Consider the following 21,355-nt stretch of genomic DNA (forward strand, 5'->3'; position numbering starts at 1 on the left):
AAGCACACCACCGGGATCGTCTGCCCCGCACAGGGATATCGCCCGTGGCCGGGACGCCGCCGAAGCCTGCCGCGGTCACTCCACGAGTGCTTTGAACTGCGCGTCGTACAGCCGCGCGTACGCGCCGGACGCCTCGAGCAACCCCTCGTGCGTGCCCTGCTCGACGATCCGTCCGTCCTCCATCACCACGATGCGGTCGGCGTTGCGGATGGTCGACAGGCGGTGGGCGATGACGAAACTGGTGCGGTCGTCGCGCAACCGTGCGGTGGCCTGCTGGACGAGCAGTTCGGTGCGGGTGTCGACGGAACTCGTCGCCTCGTCGAGGATGAGGATCGACGGCTTGGACACGAACGCCCGCGCGATCGTGATGAGCTGACGCTCACCGGCACTGAGGTTGCCGTCGTTCTCCTCGTCGATGACGGTGTCGTAGCCGTCGGGCAGGGCCCGCACGAAACGGTCGACGTAACTCATCCGGGCCGCCGACATGATCTGGTTCTCGGTGGCGTACGGATTGCCGTAGGCGATGTTCTCGCGGATGGTGCCGCCGAACAGCCAGGTGTCCTGCAGGACGATGCCGATGCGCGAGCGCAGCTCGTCGCGGGACATCGAGCGGATGTCCACGCCGTCGACGAGGATCCGTCCCGCGTCGACCTCGTAGAACCGCAGGATCAGGTTGATGAGGGTGGTCTTGCCGGCGCCCGTCGGGCCGACGATCGCGATCATCTGGCCCGGCTCGGCCCGCAACGACAGGTTCTCGATGAGCGGCCGGTCGGGGGTGTACGAGAACGCGACGTTCTCGAACTCGACGAGGCCGTGCCGGCTCCACGGCATCGTCGGCGCCGCGACCTCCGGTTCCTCCTCCGGTTCGTCGAGCACGGCGAACACCCGCTCGGCCGACGCGGACGCCGACTGCAGCAGGTTGACCATCGCGCCGATCTGCGCGAGCGGCTGCACGAGCTGTCGCGAGTACTGGATCATCGCCTGGATCTCACCGAGCGTCGCGGTGCCCGACGCGATCCGCAGACCACCGAGCACCGCGATGACGACGTAGCCGATGTTGCCGAGGAAGGTCACGAACGGCATCACCAGACCGGACACGAACTGCGCCCGATAGGAGGCCTGGTACAGCGATTCGTTGGTGTCGGTGAAGCGCCGCTGCACTTCTTCCGTCCGGCCGTAGGCGGTGATGAGCTCGTGTCCGGTGAAGGCTTCCTCGATCTGACCGTTGAGCTTGCCGGTCGTCTCCCACTGCGCTGCGAAGTGCTTGCGCGAGCGCCTCGCGATGATCACCGTCGCCACCACCGACGCCGGGACGGTCAGGATCGCGACCACCGCCAGCATCGGCGAGATGTACAGCATCATCACCACGAGCCCGAACAGGGTCAGGACCGCGAGGACGAGCTGGGAGATGGACTCCTGCATGCCCGCCGAGACGTTGTCGATGTCGTTGGTGACGCGGCTGAGCAGGTCGCCGCGCGAATGCGTGTCGAAATAGCGCAGCGGAAGCCGGTGGATCTTGCGTTCGACCCGCGACCGCATGTCGCGCACGACGCGCTGCACGATCTCGTTGAGGCCGTAGGCGGCGACCCAGATCAGGCCGGACGAGAGCAGGTACAGCGCGAGCACGATGACGAGGATCCGGCCGAGGGCCGGGAAGTCGATGCCGAGCCCGGGCACCACATCCATACCCGAGACCATGTCGGCGAACTGGTCGCGTCCTTCGGCGCGCAGACCGGCGACGGCCTCCTCCTTGGACCGGCCGGCGGGCAGTTGCATGCCCACCACCCCGTCGAAGATGACGTCGGTGCCGCGGCCGAGGACGAAGGGCGCCACCGACATGCTCACGACCCCGAGGAAGGCGGAGAACAGGACCGAGTAGACGGCGTAACGCTGCGGGTGGAGCAGACCGAGCACCCGGCTGACGGTGCGCACACGCGACGGCGCCGCGGCTTCCGGAGTCGTCATACCGTGGCCATCCTCTGCGACTCGACGATCTCCGAGTACGTCCGGCACCGGCCGAGCAGCCCCAGATGCGTCCCGGAATCGACCATGACGCCGTTGTCGAGGACGACGATGCGATCGGCGTCCTGCACCGTGGAGACCCGCTGCGCGACGATGAGCACGCATGCATCGCGCGTCTCGGGCTCGAGCGCGGCCCGCAACCGGGCGTCGGTCGCCGGGTCGAGTGCGGAGAAGGCGTCGTCGAACAGGTAGACGGAGGGCCGGCGGACGAGGGCCCGGGCGATCGCGAGTCGCTGGCGTTGCCCGCCGGAGACGGTCGTGCCGCCCTGGGCCAGGACCGTGTTCAGCCCGTCCTCGCTCTTGTGGACGAAGTCCGCCGCTTGCGCGACCTCGAGGGCGTGCCACAGTTCGTCGTCGGTGGCGTCGGCGCGCCCGTACCGGAGGTTGTCGGCAATGGTCCCGGAGAACAGGTACGCCTTCTGTGGCACCACGGCGATGCGTGAGCGCAGCACGGTGGTGTCGAGCGCCCGGACATCGACACCCGCGACGAGCACCTGCCCGGCGGTGACGTCGATCAGGCGCGGCACGAGCCGCATCAGGGTGCTCTTGCCCGAGCCGGTGCCGCCGATGATCGCGGTCGTGGAACCGGGATCGGCGCGGAACGACACCCCGCTCAGCACGGGGGCGTCGGCGCCCGGATAGGAGAAGCCCGCGCCTCGCAGTTCGAGGGTGACGCGGGGCGGGAGTTCACGGACGGGTTCGGCGGGCGACGTGACCGTCGGTTCCGTGTCGAGGACGTCGAGGATGCGTTCGGCGCAGACCGTGGCGCGCGGCGCCATGATCGCGACGAACGACGTCATGAGCACGGCCATGAGAATCTGGGCGATGTAGGTGATCATCGCGGTGATGGAGCCGACCTGCATCGCACCGGCGTCGATACGGTGAGCGCCGACCCACAGCACGGCCACGGTGCTCACGTTCGAGATCAGCAGCACCGCCGGGTACAGCACGGAGTTCACTCGTCCGACGCGCAGGGCGGTCGCGGTGAGGTCGTCGTTGGCGCCGTCGAAGCGGGCCTTCTCGGTCTCGTCGCGCACGAACGCCCGGATCACTCGGATGCCGGTGATCTGCTCACGCAGCACCCGGTTCACCGAGTCGATGCGTTTCTGCATCACCCGGAAGCCGGGAAGCATGAGGGCGATGAGGGTGATCATCGTGAAGATCAGCACCGGCACGGCGACGACCAGCACCAGCGAGGTGCCGGGATCCTGACGGATCGCCATGATCACGCCGCCGATCCCCATGATCGGGGAGGTCACCACGATGGTGCAGGTCATGAGCACGAGCATCTGGACCTGTTGCACGTCGTTGGTGTTGCGGGTGATCAGCGACGGGGCACCGAACGTCCCGAACTCGCGCGCCGAGAACTGCCCGACGCTGCGGACCAGCGCGAGTCGCACGTCGCGGCCGAAGCCCATGGCGGCACGCGCCGCGAAGTAGACGGCACCGATCGCGGCCCCGATCTCGACGGCGCCGATGCCGAGCATCACCAGACCGGTGCGCACGATGTAATCGATGTCCCCGGTCGCCACGCCGTTGTCGATGATGTCGGCGTTGAGACTCGGGAGCAGCAACATGCCCCCGGTGGCGATCAGCTGCAGGAGTACGACCCCCGCGAGGGCACCCCGGTAGGGCGCCATGAAGCGGCGCAACAGCCGTAGCAACATGGGCATCACGCTACCCGCGCCTTCCTGCGACGATCTCCACGGACGGACGGGCGGCCACGCACCGCTGCGGGTACGCGGCCGCCCGGTGGTTCGTCACAGTCGTGCGGATTCCGGGGTGGACTCGGTGGCGGCGAGCTCGCGGGTGAGCTTCTCACCTTCGACGTCGACGTTCGGAAGGATCTTGTCGAGCCACTTCGGCAGCCACCACGCCTTGTCGCCGAGCAGCGCCATCACCGACGGGATGATGACCATGCGGACGATGAAGGCGTCGAAGAAGACCGCCGCCGCGAGCGCGAACCCGATCGACTTGATCAGCGAGTCCGGCTCCGCGATGAACGCCGCGAACACCGAGATCATGATGATCGCCGCTGCGCTCACCACGCGGGCGCCGTGGGCGAAGCCGCTGCGGACCGCGTCCAGCGCGCTCGCGCCGTGCACGTAGTCCTCGCGCATCCGCGTCACCAGGAACACCTGGTAGTCCATCGCGAGACCGAAGACGACACCGATGAGGATGATCGGCATGAAGCTCACGATGGGCTGCGGGTTGGAGATCAGACCGCCCCAGCCCTCCTGGAACACCGCGACGGTGGCGCCGAAGGTCGCCAGAACGCTGAGCAGGAAGCCCAGGGTGGCGGTGAGCGGAACCAGGATCGAGCGGAACACCAGCATCAGCAGGATGAAGGCGAGGCCGACGACCACGGCGAGGTACGGGGCGAGAGCGCTCTGGAGGCTGTCGGAGACGTCGCCCTCGAGCGCGGTCTGACCGGTCACGCCGTAGGACAGGCCGAATTCCTCGTGCAGCTCGGCCTCGCCGTCGCGGATGCTCTGGACGAGGTCCATCGTCGTGGGGTCGGTCGGGCCGCTGCGCGGGGTGACGAGGATCTGGGCGGTGTCGCCCGCCTCGTTCACCGCGACGATCTGGGCGTTGGCGACCTCGTCGTGTTCGTAGAGGGCACCGACGACGGCACCGAACGCGGCCGGGGGCTCCACTTCGGCACCCTGGGTGTCGACGACGACGACCAGCGGGCCGTTGCGCCCGGGGCCGAATCCGTCGTCGATCAGGTCGTAGGCCTTGCGGGCGCTGGTGGCGGGATCCGCGGTGGCCTCCGACGGCAGCGCGAGATTCAGTCCGGTGGCGGGCAGGGCGAGCGCACCGAGGAGGACCACACCGGCGATCAGCGGGATGGCGGGGCGGCGGGTGATCAGGCCGACGAACTTGGCGCCCGCTTTGGGGGTGTCCTCGTCGGACTCACGCTTGTTCAGGAACGGGACGCGACCCGCGAAGACCTTCTCGCCGAACAGTCCGAGCACGGCGGGCAGCAACGACACGGCGATCAGCACGGCCATGAGCACCGTGAACGCGGCGGCATAACCCATGACCGACAGGAACGGGATGCCGACGACGCTCAGTGCCATGAGGGCGATGATCACCGTCAGGCCGGCGAAGACGACTGCGGAACCGGCGGTGCCCACGGCGCGTCCGGCGGCCTCGCCACGATCGGAGGTGATGGTGAGTTCGTGCCGGAAACGCGAGACGATGAACAGCGAGTAGTCGATGGCCACAGCGAGGCCGATCATCACCGCGAGCGTCGGGGTCATCGAGCTGAGATCGGCGAAGCCGGTGGCGATGGTGATGCCGAGGCTGCCGATGCCGACGCCGACGAGCGCGGTGATCAGCGGGAGTCCGGCGGCGACGAGCGAGCCGAAGGTGAGGGTGAGCACGATCGCGGCGATGCCGATGCCGATGAGTTCGGCGGTGCCGCCGGGCATGCCCATCTCGGCGGCGGCCGTGCCGCTGACCTCCACGGTCAGACCGGCGTCACGGCCGATCTCGGCAGCATCGAAGATCTGGTCGCGCAGCGCCTGGTCGACGTCGGTGATCTCGCCCTCGAACGGGACGGTGACGAAGCCGACGGTGCGGTCGGCGCTCAGCGGCGACAGGGCCTGGGCGTCGGACAGCGCAGCCTCTTCGGGGGTGCCCTTCTGCGCGGCGACGGCCTTCATCTGCTCGACGAGACCGGCGTCGGCGAGGACCGGGCCGACCAGGGCGCCGGCCTGCTCCTCCGGAGTTGCGGTGGCGGGGTCGACCTTCGCGGCCGGCGAGACCCGGTCGATGCCGCGGATCGCGGCGAGGACCTCGTCGACGGCGGCCAGGTTGCCGGGCTCGTCGAGCGTCTGCCCGTCGGGTGCCGCGAACACGTAGCGCGCGCTGAGCCCGTTCATGGGGTCCTCGGCCGAGGGGAACCGCTCGGCCATGAGGTCCTGGGTCTTCTGCGCGGGGGTGCCCGGAAGCGTGAACGCGTCCGTGGTGGGCCCGGACAGAGTTGCCGCACCGACCCCGAAGAGGACGAGCAGCGCGATCCAGAAGGACAGCACTGCGCCCTTCCGTCTGTGGGCGAACTTGCCCAGCCGGTACAGGTAGGTCGCCACGGGGCACCCTTTCTATGTCGGAAGATCCTGGTGGAGGGCCGGATGGTGGGGCGGATTCCGCGGTCGGGCGGAGTGGGAGTCAGGGAAGAGCACCGCTACGGAAAACCACGTCGGAGCCGGTCGAACGCCTCGCGGATGAGTTCTTCGACCGACCGGTCCGCCGTCCCGGCCGCATGCGTCTCCATGGCTGCCCGCACGGCACCCATGGCGGCGTAGTTCAGCAGCGACGGGTACAGGTCCGAGGCGGGGTCGGTGCCGGTGCGCTCGGCGATGATCTCGACGAGCAACTGCGACGAGCGGCGCTCGACCTCGATCTGCCGGGACAGCAGCACGTTGCTCTCCTCGAGCAGGGTGATGCATGCGACGATCTCGTCGAACGGCCAATCGGCGTTCTGCACGACATCCAGGGCCACCGTCAGCAACGAGTCCATGATGTCCTCGTCGGCGGGACGATCGCGCAGCAGATCGATCCACTCCTCGACCCTGGTCTCGAGGTACGCGAGGACGGCGTCTTCCTTGCTCGCGAAGTAGTTGTGGAAGGTGCGGGTCGAGACACCCGCGCGCGCTGCGATCGCGTCGGCCGTCACGGCGGACAGACCGTGCTCACGGGCGAGTTCGGCCGCGGCGGTCGCGAGAGCCGCACGAGTGGCTGCCTTCTTGCGGTCGCGCAGGCCGGGAGTGATGGTCACTCCATCCACGGTACCGATTTTGCAGAGCTCTGTAAGTTTGCAGAGTCGTGCAAAGTTATGACATCGCCCACAGGCGATTCCGCTCTATTGCGGGCTTCACACCCGGCGACGCTCCCAGGCGCCCGGATCCTTCGTGAGATCTTCCACGAACCCGGGGAGGCCGCCCGTGACGACGTCCGCGAGCGATACCTCTTCGAGCACGGCGCGCAGGTTCACACGCACTGCGATCCACACGTCCTGCAACCGCTCGGCCGCCCCGCTGTAGGCGACATCCTCGGGCCGCTCGCCGCGCACCGACGCGAGCGGGCCCTCGACCGTGCGGATGATGTCGGCGATGGAGATCTCGGTCGCGGGCCGCGCGAGCGAATAACCACCCTCGGGTCCCCGCCTGCTGTTCACCAGCCCGCCCCGCCGCAGGTCGGCGAGCACCGCCTCGAGGAACTTGTGCGGGATGTTCTGCGCCGTCGCGAGGGTCTCCGCCTTCGTCAGGCGACCGCCCTCGATCGCCGCGAGTTCGAGGAGGGTCCGCACGGCGTAGTCGACCCTCGCGGTGATGTGCATGCCATGCCTCTCGCGCTGCCTGATGTCCTCGGCGTGCCCGTCTCGACGGGGACGGTCAATTCCTACCAGCAATACCGAACCGCCCGGCATCACGCGGGTGCGAGTCACCGTTCCATGCCCCTGGTGATCCATGCCACAGCGGCGGTAATGTGGACGGTTGTTCACAGCTATCGGAGGCCGTTGCGATGTGGGAAACCTTGCAGGAATCGTGGGGGTCGCTGCTCGACCCTCTCCACGATCCGGTGACTCTGGCGATTCCCGCCTTCCTCACCTTCCTGATCCTCGAGTGGGTCGCCGCGCGCACCCTCGAACACGTCGAACCCGGACCCGACGGACGCACCCGTCCCCCGCGCGGCGGCTACGAGAAGCGGGACGCCCGCGCGAGCATCTCGATGGGCCTCGTCTCCGTCGTCACGAGTGCCGCGTGGAAGGTCCTGGCGCTCGTCGGATATGCGGCATTGTGGGTCTACGTCGCACCTTGGCACCTGCCGGCCGACGCCTGGTACACGTGGGTGATCCTGCTCGTGGGCATCGATGTCCTCTGGTACTGGTACCACCGGATGGCCCATCGCGTCCGCCTGGTCTGGGCGACCCATCAGGCCCACCACTCGAGCGAGTACTTCAACTACGCGACGGCCCTGCGCCAGAAGTGGAACAACAGCGGCGAGATCATCATGTGGCTGCCGTTGCCCCTGATCGGCATCCCACCGTGGATGGTCTTCGTCGGTTTCTCCGTCAGCCTCGTCTACCAGTTCTTCGTGCACACCGAGCGGGTAGGCAGGCTCCCCCGCCCGATCGAGTTCGTGTTCAACACGCCCTCGCACCACCGGGTCCATCACGGCTCCGACCCCGACTATCTCGACCGCAACTACGCCGGCATCCTCATCGTCTGGGACCGGATGTTCGGCACCTTCAAGGCCGAGGAACACCGCCCGACCTACGGCCTGACCAAGCCCGTCGGCACGTACAACATCTGGGATCTGCAGACCCACGAGTACCGTGCGATCGCCCGCGACTGGCGCACGGCCGGCAAGTTCCGCGACAGGCTCGGCTACGTCTTCGGCCCGCCCGGCTGGGCGCCGCGGCCGACGCCCGCGGAGGAGACCGAGACCGTCAGTTCTGCTCGAGCGTGACGAGGAAGTCGACGCTGCCCGCGTCGTCGACCGTCACGAATCCGAGGTTCGGCGGTTCGACGCCGTAGTCCGACCAGGTCGCCGGGATGCTTCCCGACGCCACGAGGCGTTCGCCCGTACGCAGGACGTCGACGTCGACGGTCACGGGCCGTTCAGCACCGCGGAGGGTGAGCGTGCCGGTCGCGGTCACGGACCCGATGCTGCCGTCGCCGGGCACGGACGAGAGATCCACAGGCTCGGTGAGCGTGAACGTCGCCGTCGGATGGGTGGCGGTATCCATCACCCGCGTGCGGAACTGGCCGTCGCGCTGACCGCTGTCGGTGGTGATGCCGTCCACCTGCACGACGACCTCCGCGGCGTCGAGGGTGCCGTCGGTGACTGTCGCCGACCCGGAGACCTGATCGGTGCTGCCCACCACGGTGACGTCGGCGCCGCGCAGGATCTCGTGCACGGTGTACCCCGCGGCGGTGCGGTTGGGTTCGGTTCCCGCGACGACGGTCCACTCACCGTCGAGGCCGCCGGTCGCGGCTTCGGCGCCCTCGGTCGAGACGGAAGCCGCGGGTGCGTCGTCCTCGGCGATGAAAGTCCCGTATACCCATGGCGCGACGAAGAAGCCGAGGACCGCCACGACCACGACGGCGACGAGGGCCCACACCAGTTTCCGCATCCTGCAAATTTAAACGATGTCGGGTTCCGTGTGAGGTGCTACGTCACGGCGCGGACGCAACGTGAACCACGCGACTCCGGCGGAGACGATCATGAGGACCACCCCGATCCCGGAGGTGATCGTGACTCCGCTGTCGAACGCCGATCCTGCTGCGGCGAGCAGCGCGTCGGCCCGGTCGGCCGGCAGCGTCTCGGCCACGGCGTGGGCGCCGCCGAGCGTCTCCCGGGCGGCTTCCGCCTGCTCCGCGCTCAACCCGGCAGGAAGCAGGAGGTGCGCGGTGTAGGACGCGGAGAGCACCGAACCGAGGATCGCCGTACCGAGCACGGCACCCATCTCGTAGGCCGTCTCCGACACCGCCGACGCGGCACCGGCCTTCGCGGGCGGAACGCTCGACACGATGAGGTCGTTCGACAGCGTCTCCGCCGCACCGATACCCGCGCCGAGGACCGCGAACGCGACGATGATCGGCGTGAGCGCCGACGGTGAGGCGAGCAGGAAGACCAGTGCGTAACCGATCGCCGAGAGCAGCAGCGCCGAGACGATGATCGACGACGGCCGCACCCACCGCACGATCGCGACCACCGACATCCCGGCGACGACCATCACGGCCAGTCCCGGAACCAGACTCAGGCCGGCCTGCATGGGGCTCTGCCCGATCACCAGTTGCAGATGCTGGGACACGAAGAACAGGAAGCCCACGAGGGAGACGACGGACAGAAGGTTCACCGCGACGGCACCGGAGAAGGTGGGAACACGGAACAGGCGGACGTCGAGCATGGGGTTCGGGCGCCGCAACTGCCGGCGCACGAACGCGACGAGCGCCACCACACCGACCACGGCTGCAACGACGGCGACGGTACCGAGGCCACTGTCGGCGATCTTCTTGATGGCGAAGACGATCGGCGCGAGGGCCAGTAGCGACAGTGCGATGCTCACGACGTCGATGCGGCCCGGGTTCGGATCCTTCGACTCGGGGACGAAGATCGGCGCGAGCACCAGCAGCGGGATCAGCACCGGCACGGCCAGCAGGAAGACCGAACCCCACCAGGCATGTTCGAGCAGGAATCCGCCGACGATCGGCCCGAGTGCAGCTCCCGCCGCGAAGCACGAGGCCCAGATCGCGATGGCGAGGCGACGCTGGGCGGCGTCGAGGAAGATGTTGCGCAGCAACGACAATGTGGACGGCATGAGCATGGCCCCGAAGAAGCCGAGCACACCGCGTGCCGTCACGAGCAGTTCCGCGGAGGGCGCATAGGCCGCCGCGACCGAGACGGCGGCGAATCCGGTCGCGCCGACGAGCAACAGCCGGCGTCGCCCGATGCGGTCGCCGAGACTGCCCATCGCCACCAGCAGACCTGCGAGCACCAGCGGGTAGATGTCGATGATCCACAGCTGTTGCGCGGCGGTGGGCTGCAACGCGGAGGAGATCCCGGGCAGCGCGAAGGCCAGGACGGTGTTGTCGACCGACACGAGCAGCACCGGAAGCATCAGTACCGCGAGGGCGACCCAGTCCCGGGCAGCCGCCTTCGTCACGGTGGGTTCCGAAACAGGCACAGATGTCGCCACGATTATCGAACTTTCGCGAGGGGGGATTCGAACCCTCGTTACTGTACCAGCTGGACGGTACAGTAACGACGTCGTACGATCAGGCCGTGCCACCCGCCCCCGCCGCCCGCGCCAAACTCCTCGACGCCTTCGTGACGATCCTGCTCGAGCAAGGCGAGCGCGCCGCGACCCTCGAGGCCGTCGCCGCCACCGCCGGTGTCTCGAAAGGTGGTCTGCTATACCACTTCCCGTCGAAGGATGCTCTGGTCGAGGGTCTCGCCGAGCACCTCGAAGCGCTTGCGGCAGAAGATGTGGAGGTGATGAATGCGGCCCCGGAAGGACCCGCGGCGTACTACATCCGCACCTCGGTCTACGCCGACACTCCGCTCGACCGGGCCATCGTCGCCCTGACCCGCCTGAGCCAGACCGCGAACCCGCGCGCCCAGCAGGCGCTGCGCCGCATCCACCAGGGCTGGTTCGAGGCCCTGTCCGAGGAGGTCAGCGATCCCGCAGCAGCGCGAGCGGTGATGCTCATCGGAGATGGGCTCTACTACGGGGCTGCGATGTCGGGCGAGACGAGCGAGACGCCGCCCGAGGACGTCGACGAACTCCTCGACCTCGTGCGGAAGCTGATCGGCCCGAGCGACTGACTTCGGGGAGGTCGCCCTCACCCGAGCCGATGCAGTTCGACGTCGCGCAGCGTGCCGTCCTCGATGGTGGCGGTCATGTACGTGCAGTGCGGCTGACGACGCCGGTCGGTGGGCGAACCCGGGTTGAGCAGGCGCAATCCACTCGGTGCCGTCGTGTCCCAGGGAATGTGCGAATGACCGAAGACGAGAACGTCGGTGTCGGGACAGGCGACGGCCATCCGCTTGTCGCGGCCCGTCGACGCCCCGGTCTCGTGCACCACCGCCACCCGCACCCCGTCGAGGGTCACGCGTGCGACCTCCGGCAACCGTTCCCGCAGGATCGGACCGTCGTTGTTGCCCCAGCACGCAACCAGCAGCTGCGACCGTTCCTCCAGAGCATCGAGCAACGACACGTCCATCCAGTCGCCCGCGTGGATCACCACGTCTGCGCGATCCACTTCGTCCCACACCTGCGACGGCAGGTCGCGGGCGCGCGTCGGCACATGGGTATCGGCAAGCAGCAACAGACGCATGGCCCTCAGTCTGCCGTGGGTTCACTGTGTGCCGCAGGCACTCACGGGTAACCACGACGCATGACCACTCCAGCTCACGACAGACTCGCCATCGTCACCGGCGCCGACTCCGGCATGGGCAAGGCGACCGCCGAACTGCTCGCCGCCGAGGGTTTCGACGTCGGCATCACCTTCCACACCGACGAGGCCGGGGCGGAGGACACCCGTGCCGCGGTCGAGCAGCGCGGACAACGATGCTTCGTGGCCCGGCAGGACCTGACCAGCCCGGACACCGCCGACGTGATCGACGAACTCGCCGGCGAACTCGGCGGTCTCGGAGTGCTCGTCAACAACGCCGGCACCGGGCACCGCGACGAAGTACTCGACCTGTCCTTCGACCGGTGGCGGGAGATGCTCGCCACCGACCTCGACGGCCCGTTCCTGTGTGCGCAGCGCGCCGCGCGGCACATGATCGGCTCCGGTAAAGGCGGCCGGATCGTCAACATCACGAGCGTCCACGAGCACATCCCCCGCTTCGGCGCGTCCGCCTACTGCACGGCGAAGGCCGGACTCGGCATGCTCACGCAATGTCTGGCGCTGGAATGGGCCCGGTACGGCATCACGGTCAACTCGGTGGCTCCAGGTGAGATCTCCACGCCCATGACCGGCATGGACGAATCCGAGGCCTTCCACGAGGAGCGACCGGGCAACCCCACCGGACGACCCGGGCACGTCGACGAGGTCGCGTCCGTCGTCGCGTTCCTTGCGTCCCCTCGCTCGTCGTACCTGACGGGCCGCTCCATTCCCGTCGACGGCGGCCTCATGCTGATGGCCGCACACGGACACGACATGAACGACGGGAGTTGGCGCGAACTCTGACGACGACCGGTCACCCCTCCGCCGGCGTCCACAGGCGAACCGGTGGTCGACTCGGAGTTGGGGGGGAACTGGATGCGCACGACACCGCCTACGGAACGATTCGGAGCGGGAACGGCGAGGGGTTACCGAGCGACCTATCGTCCCGAGGTGTGGGCCCTGATCGGCGCGGGCCGCGCGTCGGACTTCATGCTCGTGAACGGTGCTGCTCTGGGATCGCCGACGACGAGCTTCGGCCACGGCGCCGCGGCGATCGGTTCGAAGGGGATGGTGGCATCCCAGCACGGCCTCTCCCGCATCGACGTCGACGCTGCACACAGCCGCTCCGGGGTGGCCTCGGCCGGTGGCATGTCGACGCTCTCCGTGGTGAGACGTAGATAGTCCTCCGCAGTGAGCTCGGGCGGGAGCGCCGCCTGTGACCCGCGAGCACGGGCGAGGTTCTCGGCGACCACCGGTTCGCTCTCCGCAACCTTCAGGCACCCGGGCTGGATCAGGCACAGCGAACGCACCAGGTCCGGCCGTTCCGCCGCCGCGAGCATCGCTGCGACCGCACCGTACGAATACCCGGCGAGGTAGGCGCCGTCGCCGAGCAGTTCGACGATGTCAGCGGCGTCCACCTCGTAGTCGGTGCGATAGGCCCCATCGAGATCCGGCGAGTCGCCATGCCCGCGTCGGTCCATCAGGATCAGCCGACGTGACGCGCCCCAGGGCCGCTGCCGACCGAAACCGTAGGTCTGGTCGTCTCCTCAGGCCGGCACCCCGTGCACGAGAACGGCCGGTGGGACGTCGGATCCGGCGCGTCCGACGATCGTCGAGCAGACGCGCTCCACTATTCCCCCTCCCGATTGCGAGCATGCAGGCGCGAACCTATGGGAAGACCCGTGCGAATGCAGCCGGTTGCATCAGCGCAGGTGGCGCACGAAGAACCTGGACGCGTCCTCGACTGCGAACGGTGGGACGCCGGTATGCCCGCCCATATTGGCCTGCAGTGTCTTCTCCTTCGAGCCGATGGCATCGAACAGGTCCAGGGCCGCCCGGCGGTCGTTCGATTCGTCGTCCCACTGCAGCAGCATGTGCACCGGAACGGTGAGTTCGCGAGCCTCGTCGAACATCACGCGAGGAACGAAGCTCCCCGCGTACAGACCTGCGGCCACGATGCGAGGCTCGACCACTGCCAACCGGATACCGATGGAGATCACTCCCCCCGAACATCCGACGGGGCCGCCGACCTCGGGCAGCATGAGCAGGTCGTCCAGGAGGGCTCGCCATTCCGGCACTGCTCTGTCGACCAACGGGAGGACGAGTGCGTCGACGATCGCGGCGCTCACCGGCTCGCCCGTCTCTATCGCTCGATGCAGGTCGGTACGCGCCTGCTCGACGGCGGGCCACCGGGGGCGGGTGCCGCTTCCGGGGAGTTCGAGGACGGCGGTCGCGAAGCCCTCGGCTGCGGCCTGCTCGGCCCGGGCCACCAGGCGGGGATACATCCTGCGCAGTCCCAGAGGAGGGTGGCCGAGCAGGATCAACGGCACCGGGGCAGACGCCGATGCGGAAGCGGGCGTCCACATGAGTCCCGGAACGTCGTCGAGGACGAATTCACGTTCGACGATGCGGCCGTCGTCGAGAGGCCGCTCGGATTCGAAATGCATGGTCGTGCCTTTCGGGGAGTGCTCTGGTGGCGCTCCCGGACGACCTATCGTCCGACCGTGACGCCGAGTCGGAGCACCCACGTCGATACTGCGTTCACGGGTACCACCTCCTCGTTCACTCGCACGGCTTCCCTGAAGGTAGCAGTAGCCGGCGCGAGCGCCAACGGATTTTCCTCGACCTCGGAGCCGGACATCGCCGAGCGTGCCCGGGCAGTCACTCCCATCGGCGCTCCGGACATGAGAAAAGCCCCTCACCTGCGTGAACAGGTGAGGGGCTCTCTGGCGGTGGCGGTGGGATTTGAACCCACGGACGGGGGTTACCCGTCACACGCTTTCGAGGCGTGCTCCTTAGGCCGCTCGGACACGCCACCGCTAGAAGACTTTACCGGATCGAGCGCCTCAGCCGAAATCCCCTGGTCACAGCTCCGATGCCGGACCGCGATGGTCGCGGAAGAACTCCTCGAGCACCGCAGCGCACTCGGCTTCGAGCACACCACCGCGCACTTCCGGACGGTGCGTGAGACGCCGATCGCGCACGACGTCCCACAGCGACCCGACGGCGCCCGTCTTCGGTTCCCACGCCCCGAAGACCACACGCGACACTCGGGACAGAACCAGCGCACCCGCACACATCGTGCAGGGCTCGAGAGTCACGGCGAGGGTCGCGCCCTCGAGACGCCATCCGTCGCCGTAGACCTGTGCTGCCGCGCGCAGGGCGAGCACTTCGGCGTGCGCTGTGGGGTCTCCGGTGGCCTCGCGGGAATTCGCGGCTCTCGCGATCTCGGTGCCGTCCGGCCCGAACACCACCGCGCCCACCGGCACATCACCGGCGGGCGCGGCAGCGGCGGTCTCCAGCGCGACCCGGATCAGTGCCTCGTCGTCGCGCAGACCCATCTAACGGAGCTTGTCCAGGGTGTTACCCAGGACGTCGTCGAAACCGAGTCGCTGCGCGATCTCGTCGAGCTGCTCATCGGGGTACAGGTCGGTCTCCGACAGGATCACCGAGAGCACAGGCTCGGGCAGACCCATGTCGGCGAGGATGCCGAGGTCGCCTTCCTCCCACGGTTCGATGTCGTCGAGTTCGTCGGGATCGATGTCGGGGATCTCGACGTTCAGCGCATCGAGGACGTCGGCGGCGATGTCGTAGTCGACAGCCATCGTCGCGTCGGACAGCAACAGTCTCGTTCCCGACGGTGCGGGACGCACGATGACGAAGAATTCGTCGTCCACGTTGATCAGACCGAACACCGCGCCGGAACTTCTCAGCTCCCTCAATTCGGTCACCGCAGCGTCGAGACTCGTCAGTGCAGCACCGGCCAACGCCCGGCACTTCCAACGACCCTCCTCACGCGTCACGGCAACGGCGAAACCGTCGAGGTCGTCGTTCGAATTCCCCGTGGGGTTCCCACTCGGGGTAACGGAAGGGCTCTTGTTCCCTACACGCTGTGCAGCCATGGGCGCAACGGTAGTCTGCCGCGTCCGGTGAATGAAGCCCAGCACGCGATATGCCAACCTGAGAAGGTGTCCTCAGCCGTGTCCTCCCCGCCCGTCTGTGTCCTCGGTCTCGGCCTGATCGGTGGTTCGCTGTTGCGCGCCGCCGCGACGACGGGCCGACAGGCATGGGGCTACAACCGCTCCGCGCAGGTCGTCGATGCTGCTGTCGCCGACGGCTTCGACGCCTCCACCGACCTCACCGCCACATTGCGTCGCGCAGCCCACGCCGACGCCCTGGTGGTGATCGCGGTGCCGATGCCGGCGGTGGGCAGCATCCTCGAGGCGGTGGCCGAACATGCACCCGATGTCGCACTCACCGACGTGGTGAGCGTCAAGGCCGAAGTGGCCGCTGCCGTCGCCGCACACGGCCTGTCGCGACGTTTCGTGGGCGGACACCCCATGACAGGAACGGCCGAGTCCGGATGGACCGCAGGCACCGCCGAGCTGTTCCGCGACGCAGTGTGGGTGATCACCGTCGACGACGGCACCGATCCCGAGGTGTGGCGGCAGGTCGCCGACCTCGCGCTCGACTGCGGCTCCGTCGTCGTACCCGCCGAGTCCGGGGAACACGACGCGGCGGTCGCGCGGGTGTCCCATCTCCCCCATCTGCTCGCCGAAGCGCTGGCCCTGTCGGGCGCCGGTGGTGGTGATCTCGCGCTCGGTCTCGCCGCCGGCTCGTTCCGAGACGGCACGCGGGTTGCGGCGACGGCCCCGCCCCTGGTGGACGCGATGTGCGAGGGCAATGCCGAGGCCCTGCTCGTCGCACTCGACGAAACCCTCGACGTGCTGACGACGGCCCGGGAGCAGCTCGCCGACCGCAGCACCTCCGCTCTCACCCGCGCCGGTCACGAGGCCCGGACCCGCTACGAGCAGCGCCGCCGCGACCCCATCGTCGGCACGCAACCCGGCGACGACGGCTGGATCGCAGTATTCCGCGAAGCCGGACGTCGCGGTGGAGTGTGGACGCGATGAACCTCCGCGACACGGCATCGGCCCTGGCCACCGGCAAGACGACCGCCACCGACCACGTCCGCTCGGTCCTTGCAGAACTCGGCGCTCTCACCGGCACCCCCTGGGAGAACGCCGTCGCCGCCCGCAACGACGAGGTCGCCCTAGAAGCCGCGGCCCTCGCCGACGAACAGATCGCCGCGGGGAACTGGATCGGCCCCCTGCACGGCGTCGCGGTCGCGGTGAAGGACAACATCGACGTCGCCGGATTCCCCACCCGCTGCGGCAGCGCGGTCCTCGCCGACGCACCGCCGGCCGGGCGCGATGCCCGCATCATCGAGAAACTCCGTGAGGCCGGAGCGATCGTGGTGGCGAAGACCCATCTCCACGAGTTCGCCTACGGACCCACCGGATTGGTCAACGCATCCGGAGCAGCCGCGCATCCGCACGATCCGGATCTGATCAGTGGCGGTTCCTCGTCCGGATCCGCAGTGCTGGTCGCACGGGGCATCGTGCCCGTCGCGCTGGGAACCGACACGGGCTGCAGCGTGCGCACCCCGGCGGCGCTGTGCGGGATCGTGGGGTTCAAGCCGGGCTTCGGGGCGCTGCCCGAACAGGGCGTGTTCCCGCTGTCGACGACCTTCGACCACATCGGTCTGCTCACAACCGACGCCCTGGACTCGTCGCTCGCGTGGGGCGCCCTTCCCGGCATCGCGCACCTGCGCACCCCGGTCTCCGAACTGCGCATCGGACGGCTGCGTGGTGGCATCTGGGATCTGTCGCCCGTCTTCGACGACGCGGTCGAGACTGCGTGTCGCACCCTCACCGATCTGGGTGCCCGCGTCGTCGACGTGGAACTGCCCGAGACCGACGAGATGCTCGAGCTGTATCCCGTGGTCACCGGTTCGGAAGCGTACGAGACGCATCGCGCGTGGTTCGAGGCCGATCCCGGACGCTATCAACCCCCGACGGCCGCTCTGCTGGCCGCGCAGCGCGACCGGCCCGCCTACGACTACATCCGAGCGGCCCGAGCGGTGACGCGACTACGTCACGACGTCGTACATCGCCTCCGCAGCGTGGACAAGCTCGATGCGTTGATCACCGTCACGACCGGTGTGCGTTCGGCGCCGCTCACGAGCGATCCCGTCGAGTTGCGCGCGCCGCTGCTGCAGATGTGCATCCCGTTCAGCGTCCTCGGTGTTCCGGCCGTGTCGGTGCCGGCCCCGGATGGGGATTCGACGCCGGTCGGGCTCCAGATCGTCGGGCTTACCGGAGGTACCCGCGGGCACGGCAGCCACCCCGCCGAATCGGCCGCGTTCGCTGTGGCCATGGCGGTGGAGGCGTCGGGACAACCTTAGATCCGCGAAGCGCGACCCCGATATTCGAGGACGAAGCCGTCCTTGTCGACGGTCACCGACGACGACGATCGCGGCGACAACACGTGGATTCCGTCGGACGCGCTGCTGTAGACGACCGTGGCCTCCTCGATGCTGAGATCGATGAGGTTGACGTACACGACGGGCACCTCCACGTCGGCGGCTCCGGTCTGCAGGTCGTGCCGGCGGATCGGCAGGGCATTGAAGAACGGACTGAACACCACGTCCGCATCCAGTGCCCCACCGAAGGTGGACCGCTGATGGTTGATGCCGTTGTCGGACATCCAGATGCCCTCTTCGGACCTCGTGAGCGACATGTGGCGCTCACCTGCGGCGAGCGTGGTGCGTACCGACAATCTGCGGGTGACACCGTTCTCGTCCGTCACCAGGTCGTAGGACGCGCTGAATGCCGGATGATCGGTGCACTCCGCAGCCACGATGCGGCCGGATGCCTTGATGCGGCGGCCGGAGAGCTGTACTCGTACCGACTCCATCCGAGGTACATCGACCGCACGCCACGTGAGTAGCGCGGGCCAGGTAGACGCGGAACCGGTGGCGTCAGAGGCTGGGATGCTCACGGTCTATACGTTATGCGACGAACGGCACACCGTGGGCGGCGGTGTCGTGATTCGTCGGCCCCGACCGCGACAGGATTCCCACACCGCTACGCCGTGTCCGGCAATGCCTCGTGGCGGGATGCCTGCCGCAGATGGTGTGAGAACACCGACAATGCCGCAGCACCGACAGCGACGTTGAGCAGAGCTCCGAACTCCTGCACGGCAAACTCCAGGACATCGACGAAGAAGACCGTGATCAACGCGGCCGTGCGGAGCGCACGAACGGCCCATCTCTGCCGGCGCCAGAGGGCCACCGAACCCACCACGCACAGCAGGACGGTGACGGCGGAGCCGACGAGCTGGATCACGGTCATCACGTCGTTCGTCCGCTCGGCGAGATCTTCCTGCAGCGTGGCCACCGCGTTGACGAGAATGCCGGCGGAGAACAGCGTGAGCAGAGCCGCCGCCACCCGCACGCTCCGGTCGCCCCGCAGACGATCCGGCAACCGGATCGACACCCACGAAAAGCGCGACGGCACCTCCCGGCACCGAGTGAGAAGGAGGTCGATCTGCTCGACGACCTCGGTATCGACCCCACCCTCCCGAGCGCGTTCGAGCTGTACTCGCGCCTGGTCGCGATCGGTCGGTGTCAGACCGTGGGTGAGCCCGTCCGTCGCAGTGAGCGCCGCGTTGGCGAGATACTCGTCGGCCGAGGGGCCACGACGGAGATGCACCGCCCGATTGGCCACGAGCAACAACACGACGACCACATACATGATGGCCACCGACGGGCGGTAGAAGTAGTCGTTGGTCTTCGTGACGAACTTGCCGACCTCGTCCAGGAACAGACCGAAGCCGATACCGCCGAGCACCACCGCGATGCGATCGGGTGCCCGGCCGATGAAGGTCATCGAGACCATCAACGCGGCGATCATGAGCAGCCCACCCCACAGCACATGCGCGATGTGCAGGACCGACCCGCCGACCTGCGGATAGCCCGTCAGATGGAGGTACAGACGCGTGGCGAGGACGGTCGCCACCGCGGTGATCAAGAGCGCTTCGACCTGCGCGGACGACGCGGTGTCCCGCAACAGCCGAGAACGGGAACGGGTCAGCACCGCTGTCATGGCTCGCGAGCTTATCCCGCCCGGGTTCTCCTCGGGTTTCTCCGCCGGATCCGGCGGCGCGGCGCCTGCGCGGAGCGGCTCCCCGATGTGCTGTGTGGCCTAGAGTCGCTCTATGCGCACAGTGTGGACAGTTCCTCCGAACATTGCCCAAACTCTGCTGGAATCTCCCGAGATCCAGATGTTCCTGACCAGCAACGAGTTGCCGGACACAGCGGACGATCCACGCCAGAGACTTGCGGAGTTCACCCACGCGCTCGGCGCATTGAGTCGTCACATCGGGCGCACCTTCGGTTCCGTGGACGTAGCCAACCGCGAACTGTTCGGCGGGTCCGCCGGCAAAGTACCGGTAGCGCTGCGCCTGACCGTCCTGCGTGCCCTCGTGAACCACGTCGACGATCGCGCTCCCAGCCCGAAACTGCTTCCGAAGAACATCTGCGACCAGCTCGGTGCCTACGTCTACGCCCTGCTCGACCCGCGCGACCGCAGCATCTTCTACATCGGTGCCGGACGTGGAAACCGGATCTTCGCCCTGGTGTGGACCGCACTCGGAGAAACCTCGAAGCTCACCGAGTCCGGCGAGAAGGCACCGCTGGCCACACCGGAGACCGAGGCGGCTCTGCGGCGTATCCGAACCGTCTACGAGTCCGGCTACGCAGTGGAGCATTTCGTCGTCGCCGACGCCCTGAACCCCAAAACGGACGGCGACCACACCGCCGCCGTGACGGCCGAAGCGGTCATCGCGGCACTCGGACTGACCGAACCACACCGCGGCGAATGGGTGCTCACCAATCTGGCGGGCTCCACCGAGGAATCCGAAGCCGACCGCACCGCGATTCCGATCGCCGAACTCGTGCGGCAGTACTCGGCCTCGCCCGCTCCCGAACTGCCGACGCCGTGCGTGGTGCTCCGGGTCAACGAAGCGAAGAAGGCCTCCCCCGCGGCGGTGCGCGAACTCGCATCCAAGCCGTGGCCGGCGGGTTCGGCCGCTCGCGGAATCGACGGACTGCCGATCATCGTCGTTGCCGACAACATCGTCCGGGCGGTCTACCGCGCCACAGGCTGGGAGGCGGCCGCTCGCACCGAAGAGAACGGCGGCACGATCCTCTACCGGTTCGTCGGGGAAGCCGACGACGAGCTCGAGAGAAAGTTCGTCAATACTCGTGTCACGCCCGACCGGCTCGGTCTCAAGCGCTGGCCGTCGCACGGGTGGGCGCCTCGTCTGACGCGTGCTCTGCCCCGGCCGGTCGCGCGTCCGAAGGCATCGCGCTCCTGATTCAGAGCTGCTCCCCGGCCCGAGCCGGGGAGCAGCGCCGTTTCGGTTGTCGGCAACCGTTGGGCCGGCATATCTTCCGGCTACAGAAACACGAAAGGGGACCCACTGCTGTGGGTCCCCTTTCGGAACGGGTGTTCGGCGGTGTCCTACTCTCCCACACCCTGTCGAGTGCAGTACCATCGGCGCAGACAGGCTTAGCTTCC

At 68.1% G+C, this 21,355-nt stretch carries 20 protein-coding genes and 1 tRNA gene; 6 read left to right on the forward strand and 15 right to left on the reverse strand.

Annotated elements, in window-relative coordinates; all coding sequences use genetic code 11:
* Positions 1 to 75 precede the first annotated feature (75 nt).
* The 5 genes from EQ874_RS19270 to EQ874_RS19290 all read right to left on the reverse strand — a co-directional run bounded on the left by EQ874_RS19270 (position 76) and on the right by EQ874_RS19290 (position 7,369).
* Positions 76 to 1,965: an ABC transporter ATP-binding protein gene (locus EQ874_RS19270; protein WP_129977785.1), complete on the reverse strand. Its 1,890-nt coding sequence runs from the start codon at positions 1,963 to 1,965 to the stop codon at positions 76 to 78.
* Entirely contained in the window at positions 1,962 to 3,689 is a 1,728-nt protein-coding gene (locus tag EQ874_RS19275; protein WP_129977786.1) for an ABC transporter ATP-binding protein, read from the reverse strand. Before EQ874_RS19275 ends, EQ874_RS19270 begins: the two co-directional genes overlap by 4 nt.
* A gap of 93 nt (positions 3,690 to 3,782) precedes the next feature.
* A complete protein-coding gene (locus tag EQ874_RS19280) occupies positions 3,783 to 6,119 on the reverse strand; it encodes an MMPL family transporter (RefSeq protein ID WP_064062875.1) in 2,337 nt (778 codons plus the stop codon).
* Between the two features lie 95 nt (positions 6,120 to 6,214).
* Positions 6,215 to 6,808: a TetR family transcriptional regulator gene (locus tag EQ874_RS19285; protein ID WP_129977787.1), complete on the reverse strand. Its 594-nt coding sequence runs from the start codon at positions 6,806 to 6,808 to the stop codon at positions 6,215 to 6,217.
* Positions 6,809 to 6,904: 96 nt separating this feature from the next.
* The gene (locus EQ874_RS19290; RefSeq protein WP_064062877.1) at positions 6,905 to 7,369 is read right to left on the reverse strand and encodes an Rrf2 family transcriptional regulator; all 465 of its coding nucleotides are present in this window, start codon (positions 7,367 to 7,369) and stop codon (positions 6,905 to 6,907) included.
* 185 nt (positions 7,370 to 7,554) lie between these two features.
* Here EQ874_RS19290 and EQ874_RS19295 point away from each other — a divergent pair, with 185 nt between their 5' ends.
* On the forward strand, positions 7,555 to 8,502 hold the full coding sequence (locus tag EQ874_RS19295) for a sterol desaturase family protein (RefSeq protein ID WP_064062878.1): 948 nt from the start codon (positions 7,555 to 7,557) through the stop codon (positions 8,500 to 8,502).
* Here EQ874_RS19295 and EQ874_RS19300 read toward each other — a convergent pair.
* Positions 8,483 to 9,169 (reverse strand): YceI family protein, encoded by a 687-nt coding sequence (locus tag EQ874_RS19300; RefSeq protein WP_064062879.1) that lies wholly within the window; start codon positions 9,167 to 9,169, stop codon positions 8,483 to 8,485. The genes EQ874_RS19295 and EQ874_RS19300 overlap by 20 nt on opposite strands.
* 9 nt (positions 9,170 to 9,178) lie before the next feature.
* Positions 9,179 to 10,723 (reverse strand): MFS transporter, encoded by a 1,545-nt coding sequence (locus tag EQ874_RS19305; RefSeq protein WP_129977788.1) that lies wholly within the window; start codon positions 10,721 to 10,723, stop codon positions 9,179 to 9,181.
* Positions 10,724 to 10,821: 98 nt separating this feature from the next.
* Between EQ874_RS19305 and EQ874_RS19310 the strand changes: the two genes are divergently transcribed.
* On the forward strand, positions 10,822 to 11,364 hold the full coding sequence (locus EQ874_RS19310) for a TetR/AcrR family transcriptional regulator (RefSeq protein WP_129977789.1): 543 nt from the start codon (positions 10,822 to 10,824) through the stop codon (positions 11,362 to 11,364).
* A 17-nt stretch (positions 11,365 to 11,381) separates the two neighbouring features.
* Here EQ874_RS19310 and EQ874_RS19315 read toward each other — a convergent pair whose 3' ends face one another.
* A complete protein-coding gene (locus EQ874_RS19315; RefSeq protein WP_064062882.1) occupies positions 11,382 to 11,876 on the reverse strand; it encodes a metallophosphoesterase in 495 nt (164 codons plus the stop codon).
* Positions 11,877 to 11,936: 60 nt separating this feature from the next.
* On the opposite strand from EQ874_RS19315, the gene EQ874_RS19320 reads away from it, so the two are divergent.
* Positions 11,937 to 12,734 (forward strand): SDR family oxidoreductase, encoded by a 798-nt coding sequence (locus EQ874_RS19320; RefSeq protein WP_129977790.1) that lies wholly within the window; start codon positions 11,937 to 11,939, stop codon positions 12,732 to 12,734.
* Positions 12,735 to 12,868: 134 nt separating this feature from the next.
* On the opposite strand, the gene EQ874_RS19325 is transcribed toward EQ874_RS19320, so the two are convergent.
* The 5 genes from EQ874_RS19325 to EQ874_RS19350 form a co-directional block, all read right to left on the reverse strand.
* Entirely contained in the window at positions 12,869 to 13,420 is a 552-nt protein-coding gene (locus tag EQ874_RS19325; protein ID WP_347400876.1) for an alpha/beta hydrolase, read from the reverse strand.
* A 213-nt stretch (positions 13,421 to 13,633) separates the two neighbouring features.
* Positions 13,634 to 14,377 (reverse strand): alpha/beta hydrolase, encoded by a 744-nt coding sequence (locus EQ874_RS19330; RefSeq protein ID WP_129977791.1) that lies wholly within the window; start codon positions 14,375 to 14,377, stop codon positions 13,634 to 13,636.
* 280 nt (positions 14,378 to 14,657) lie between these two features.
* A tRNA-Ser gene (locus EQ874_RS19340) sits at positions 14,658 to 14,748 on the reverse strand.
* Between the two features lie 46 nt (positions 14,749 to 14,794).
* Complete coding sequence (locus EQ874_RS19345) at positions 14,795 to 15,271, reverse strand: nucleoside deaminase (RefSeq protein WP_129977793.1); 477 nt, start codon at positions 15,269 to 15,271, stop codon at positions 14,795 to 14,797.
* Positions 15,272 to 15,832 (reverse strand): tRNA adenosine deaminase-associated protein, encoded by a 561-nt coding sequence (locus EQ874_RS19350; protein WP_026002850.1) that lies wholly within the window; start codon positions 15,830 to 15,832, stop codon positions 15,272 to 15,274.
* 66 nt (positions 15,833 to 15,898) lie between these two features.
* On the opposite strand from EQ874_RS19350, the gene EQ874_RS19355 reads away from it, so the two are divergent.
* Both EQ874_RS19355 and EQ874_RS19360 read left to right on the forward strand, forming a co-directional pair.
* Entirely contained in the window at positions 15,899 to 16,843 is a 945-nt protein-coding gene (locus EQ874_RS19355; RefSeq protein ID WP_129977794.1) for a prephenate dehydrogenase, read from the forward strand.
* The gene (locus EQ874_RS19360; protein ID WP_129977795.1) at positions 16,831 to 18,177 is read left to right on the forward strand and encodes an amidase; all 1,347 of its coding nucleotides are present in this window, start codon (positions 16,831 to 16,833) and stop codon (positions 18,175 to 18,177) included. The genes EQ874_RS19355 and EQ874_RS19360 overlap by 13 nt, the downstream gene beginning before the upstream one ends.
* Here EQ874_RS19360 and EQ874_RS19365 read toward each other — a convergent pair.
* Positions 18,174 to 18,773 carry a putative glycolipid-binding domain-containing protein gene (locus EQ874_RS19365; RefSeq protein ID WP_129977796.1) on the reverse strand — a complete coding sequence of 200 codons (600 nt, stop codon included), beginning with the start codon at positions 18,771 to 18,773 and terminating at the stop codon, positions 18,174 to 18,176. The two genes, EQ874_RS19360 and EQ874_RS19365, sit on opposite strands and share 4 nt — an antisense overlap.
* An 86-nt stretch (positions 18,774 to 18,859) precedes the next feature.
* A complete protein-coding gene (locus EQ874_RS19370) occupies positions 18,860 to 19,879 on the reverse strand; it encodes a hypothetical protein (protein ID WP_129977797.1) in 1,020 nt (339 codons plus the stop codon).
* Positions 19,880 to 19,991: 112 nt separating this feature from the next.
* Here EQ874_RS19370 and EQ874_RS19375 point away from each other — a divergent pair, with 112 nt between their 5' ends.
* Positions 19,992 to 21,152, forward strand: a complete 1,161-nt coding sequence (locus EQ874_RS19375; protein WP_129977798.1) for a GIY-YIG nuclease family protein — start codon at positions 19,992 to 19,994, stop codon at positions 21,150 to 21,152.
* Positions 21,153 to 21,355: the final 203 nt, after the last annotated feature.

The organism is Rhodococcus sp. Q1, assembly GCF_004153645.1.
GTDB lineage: Bacteria > Actinomycetota > Actinomycetes > Mycobacteriales > Mycobacteriaceae > Rhodococcus > Rhodococcus gordoniae.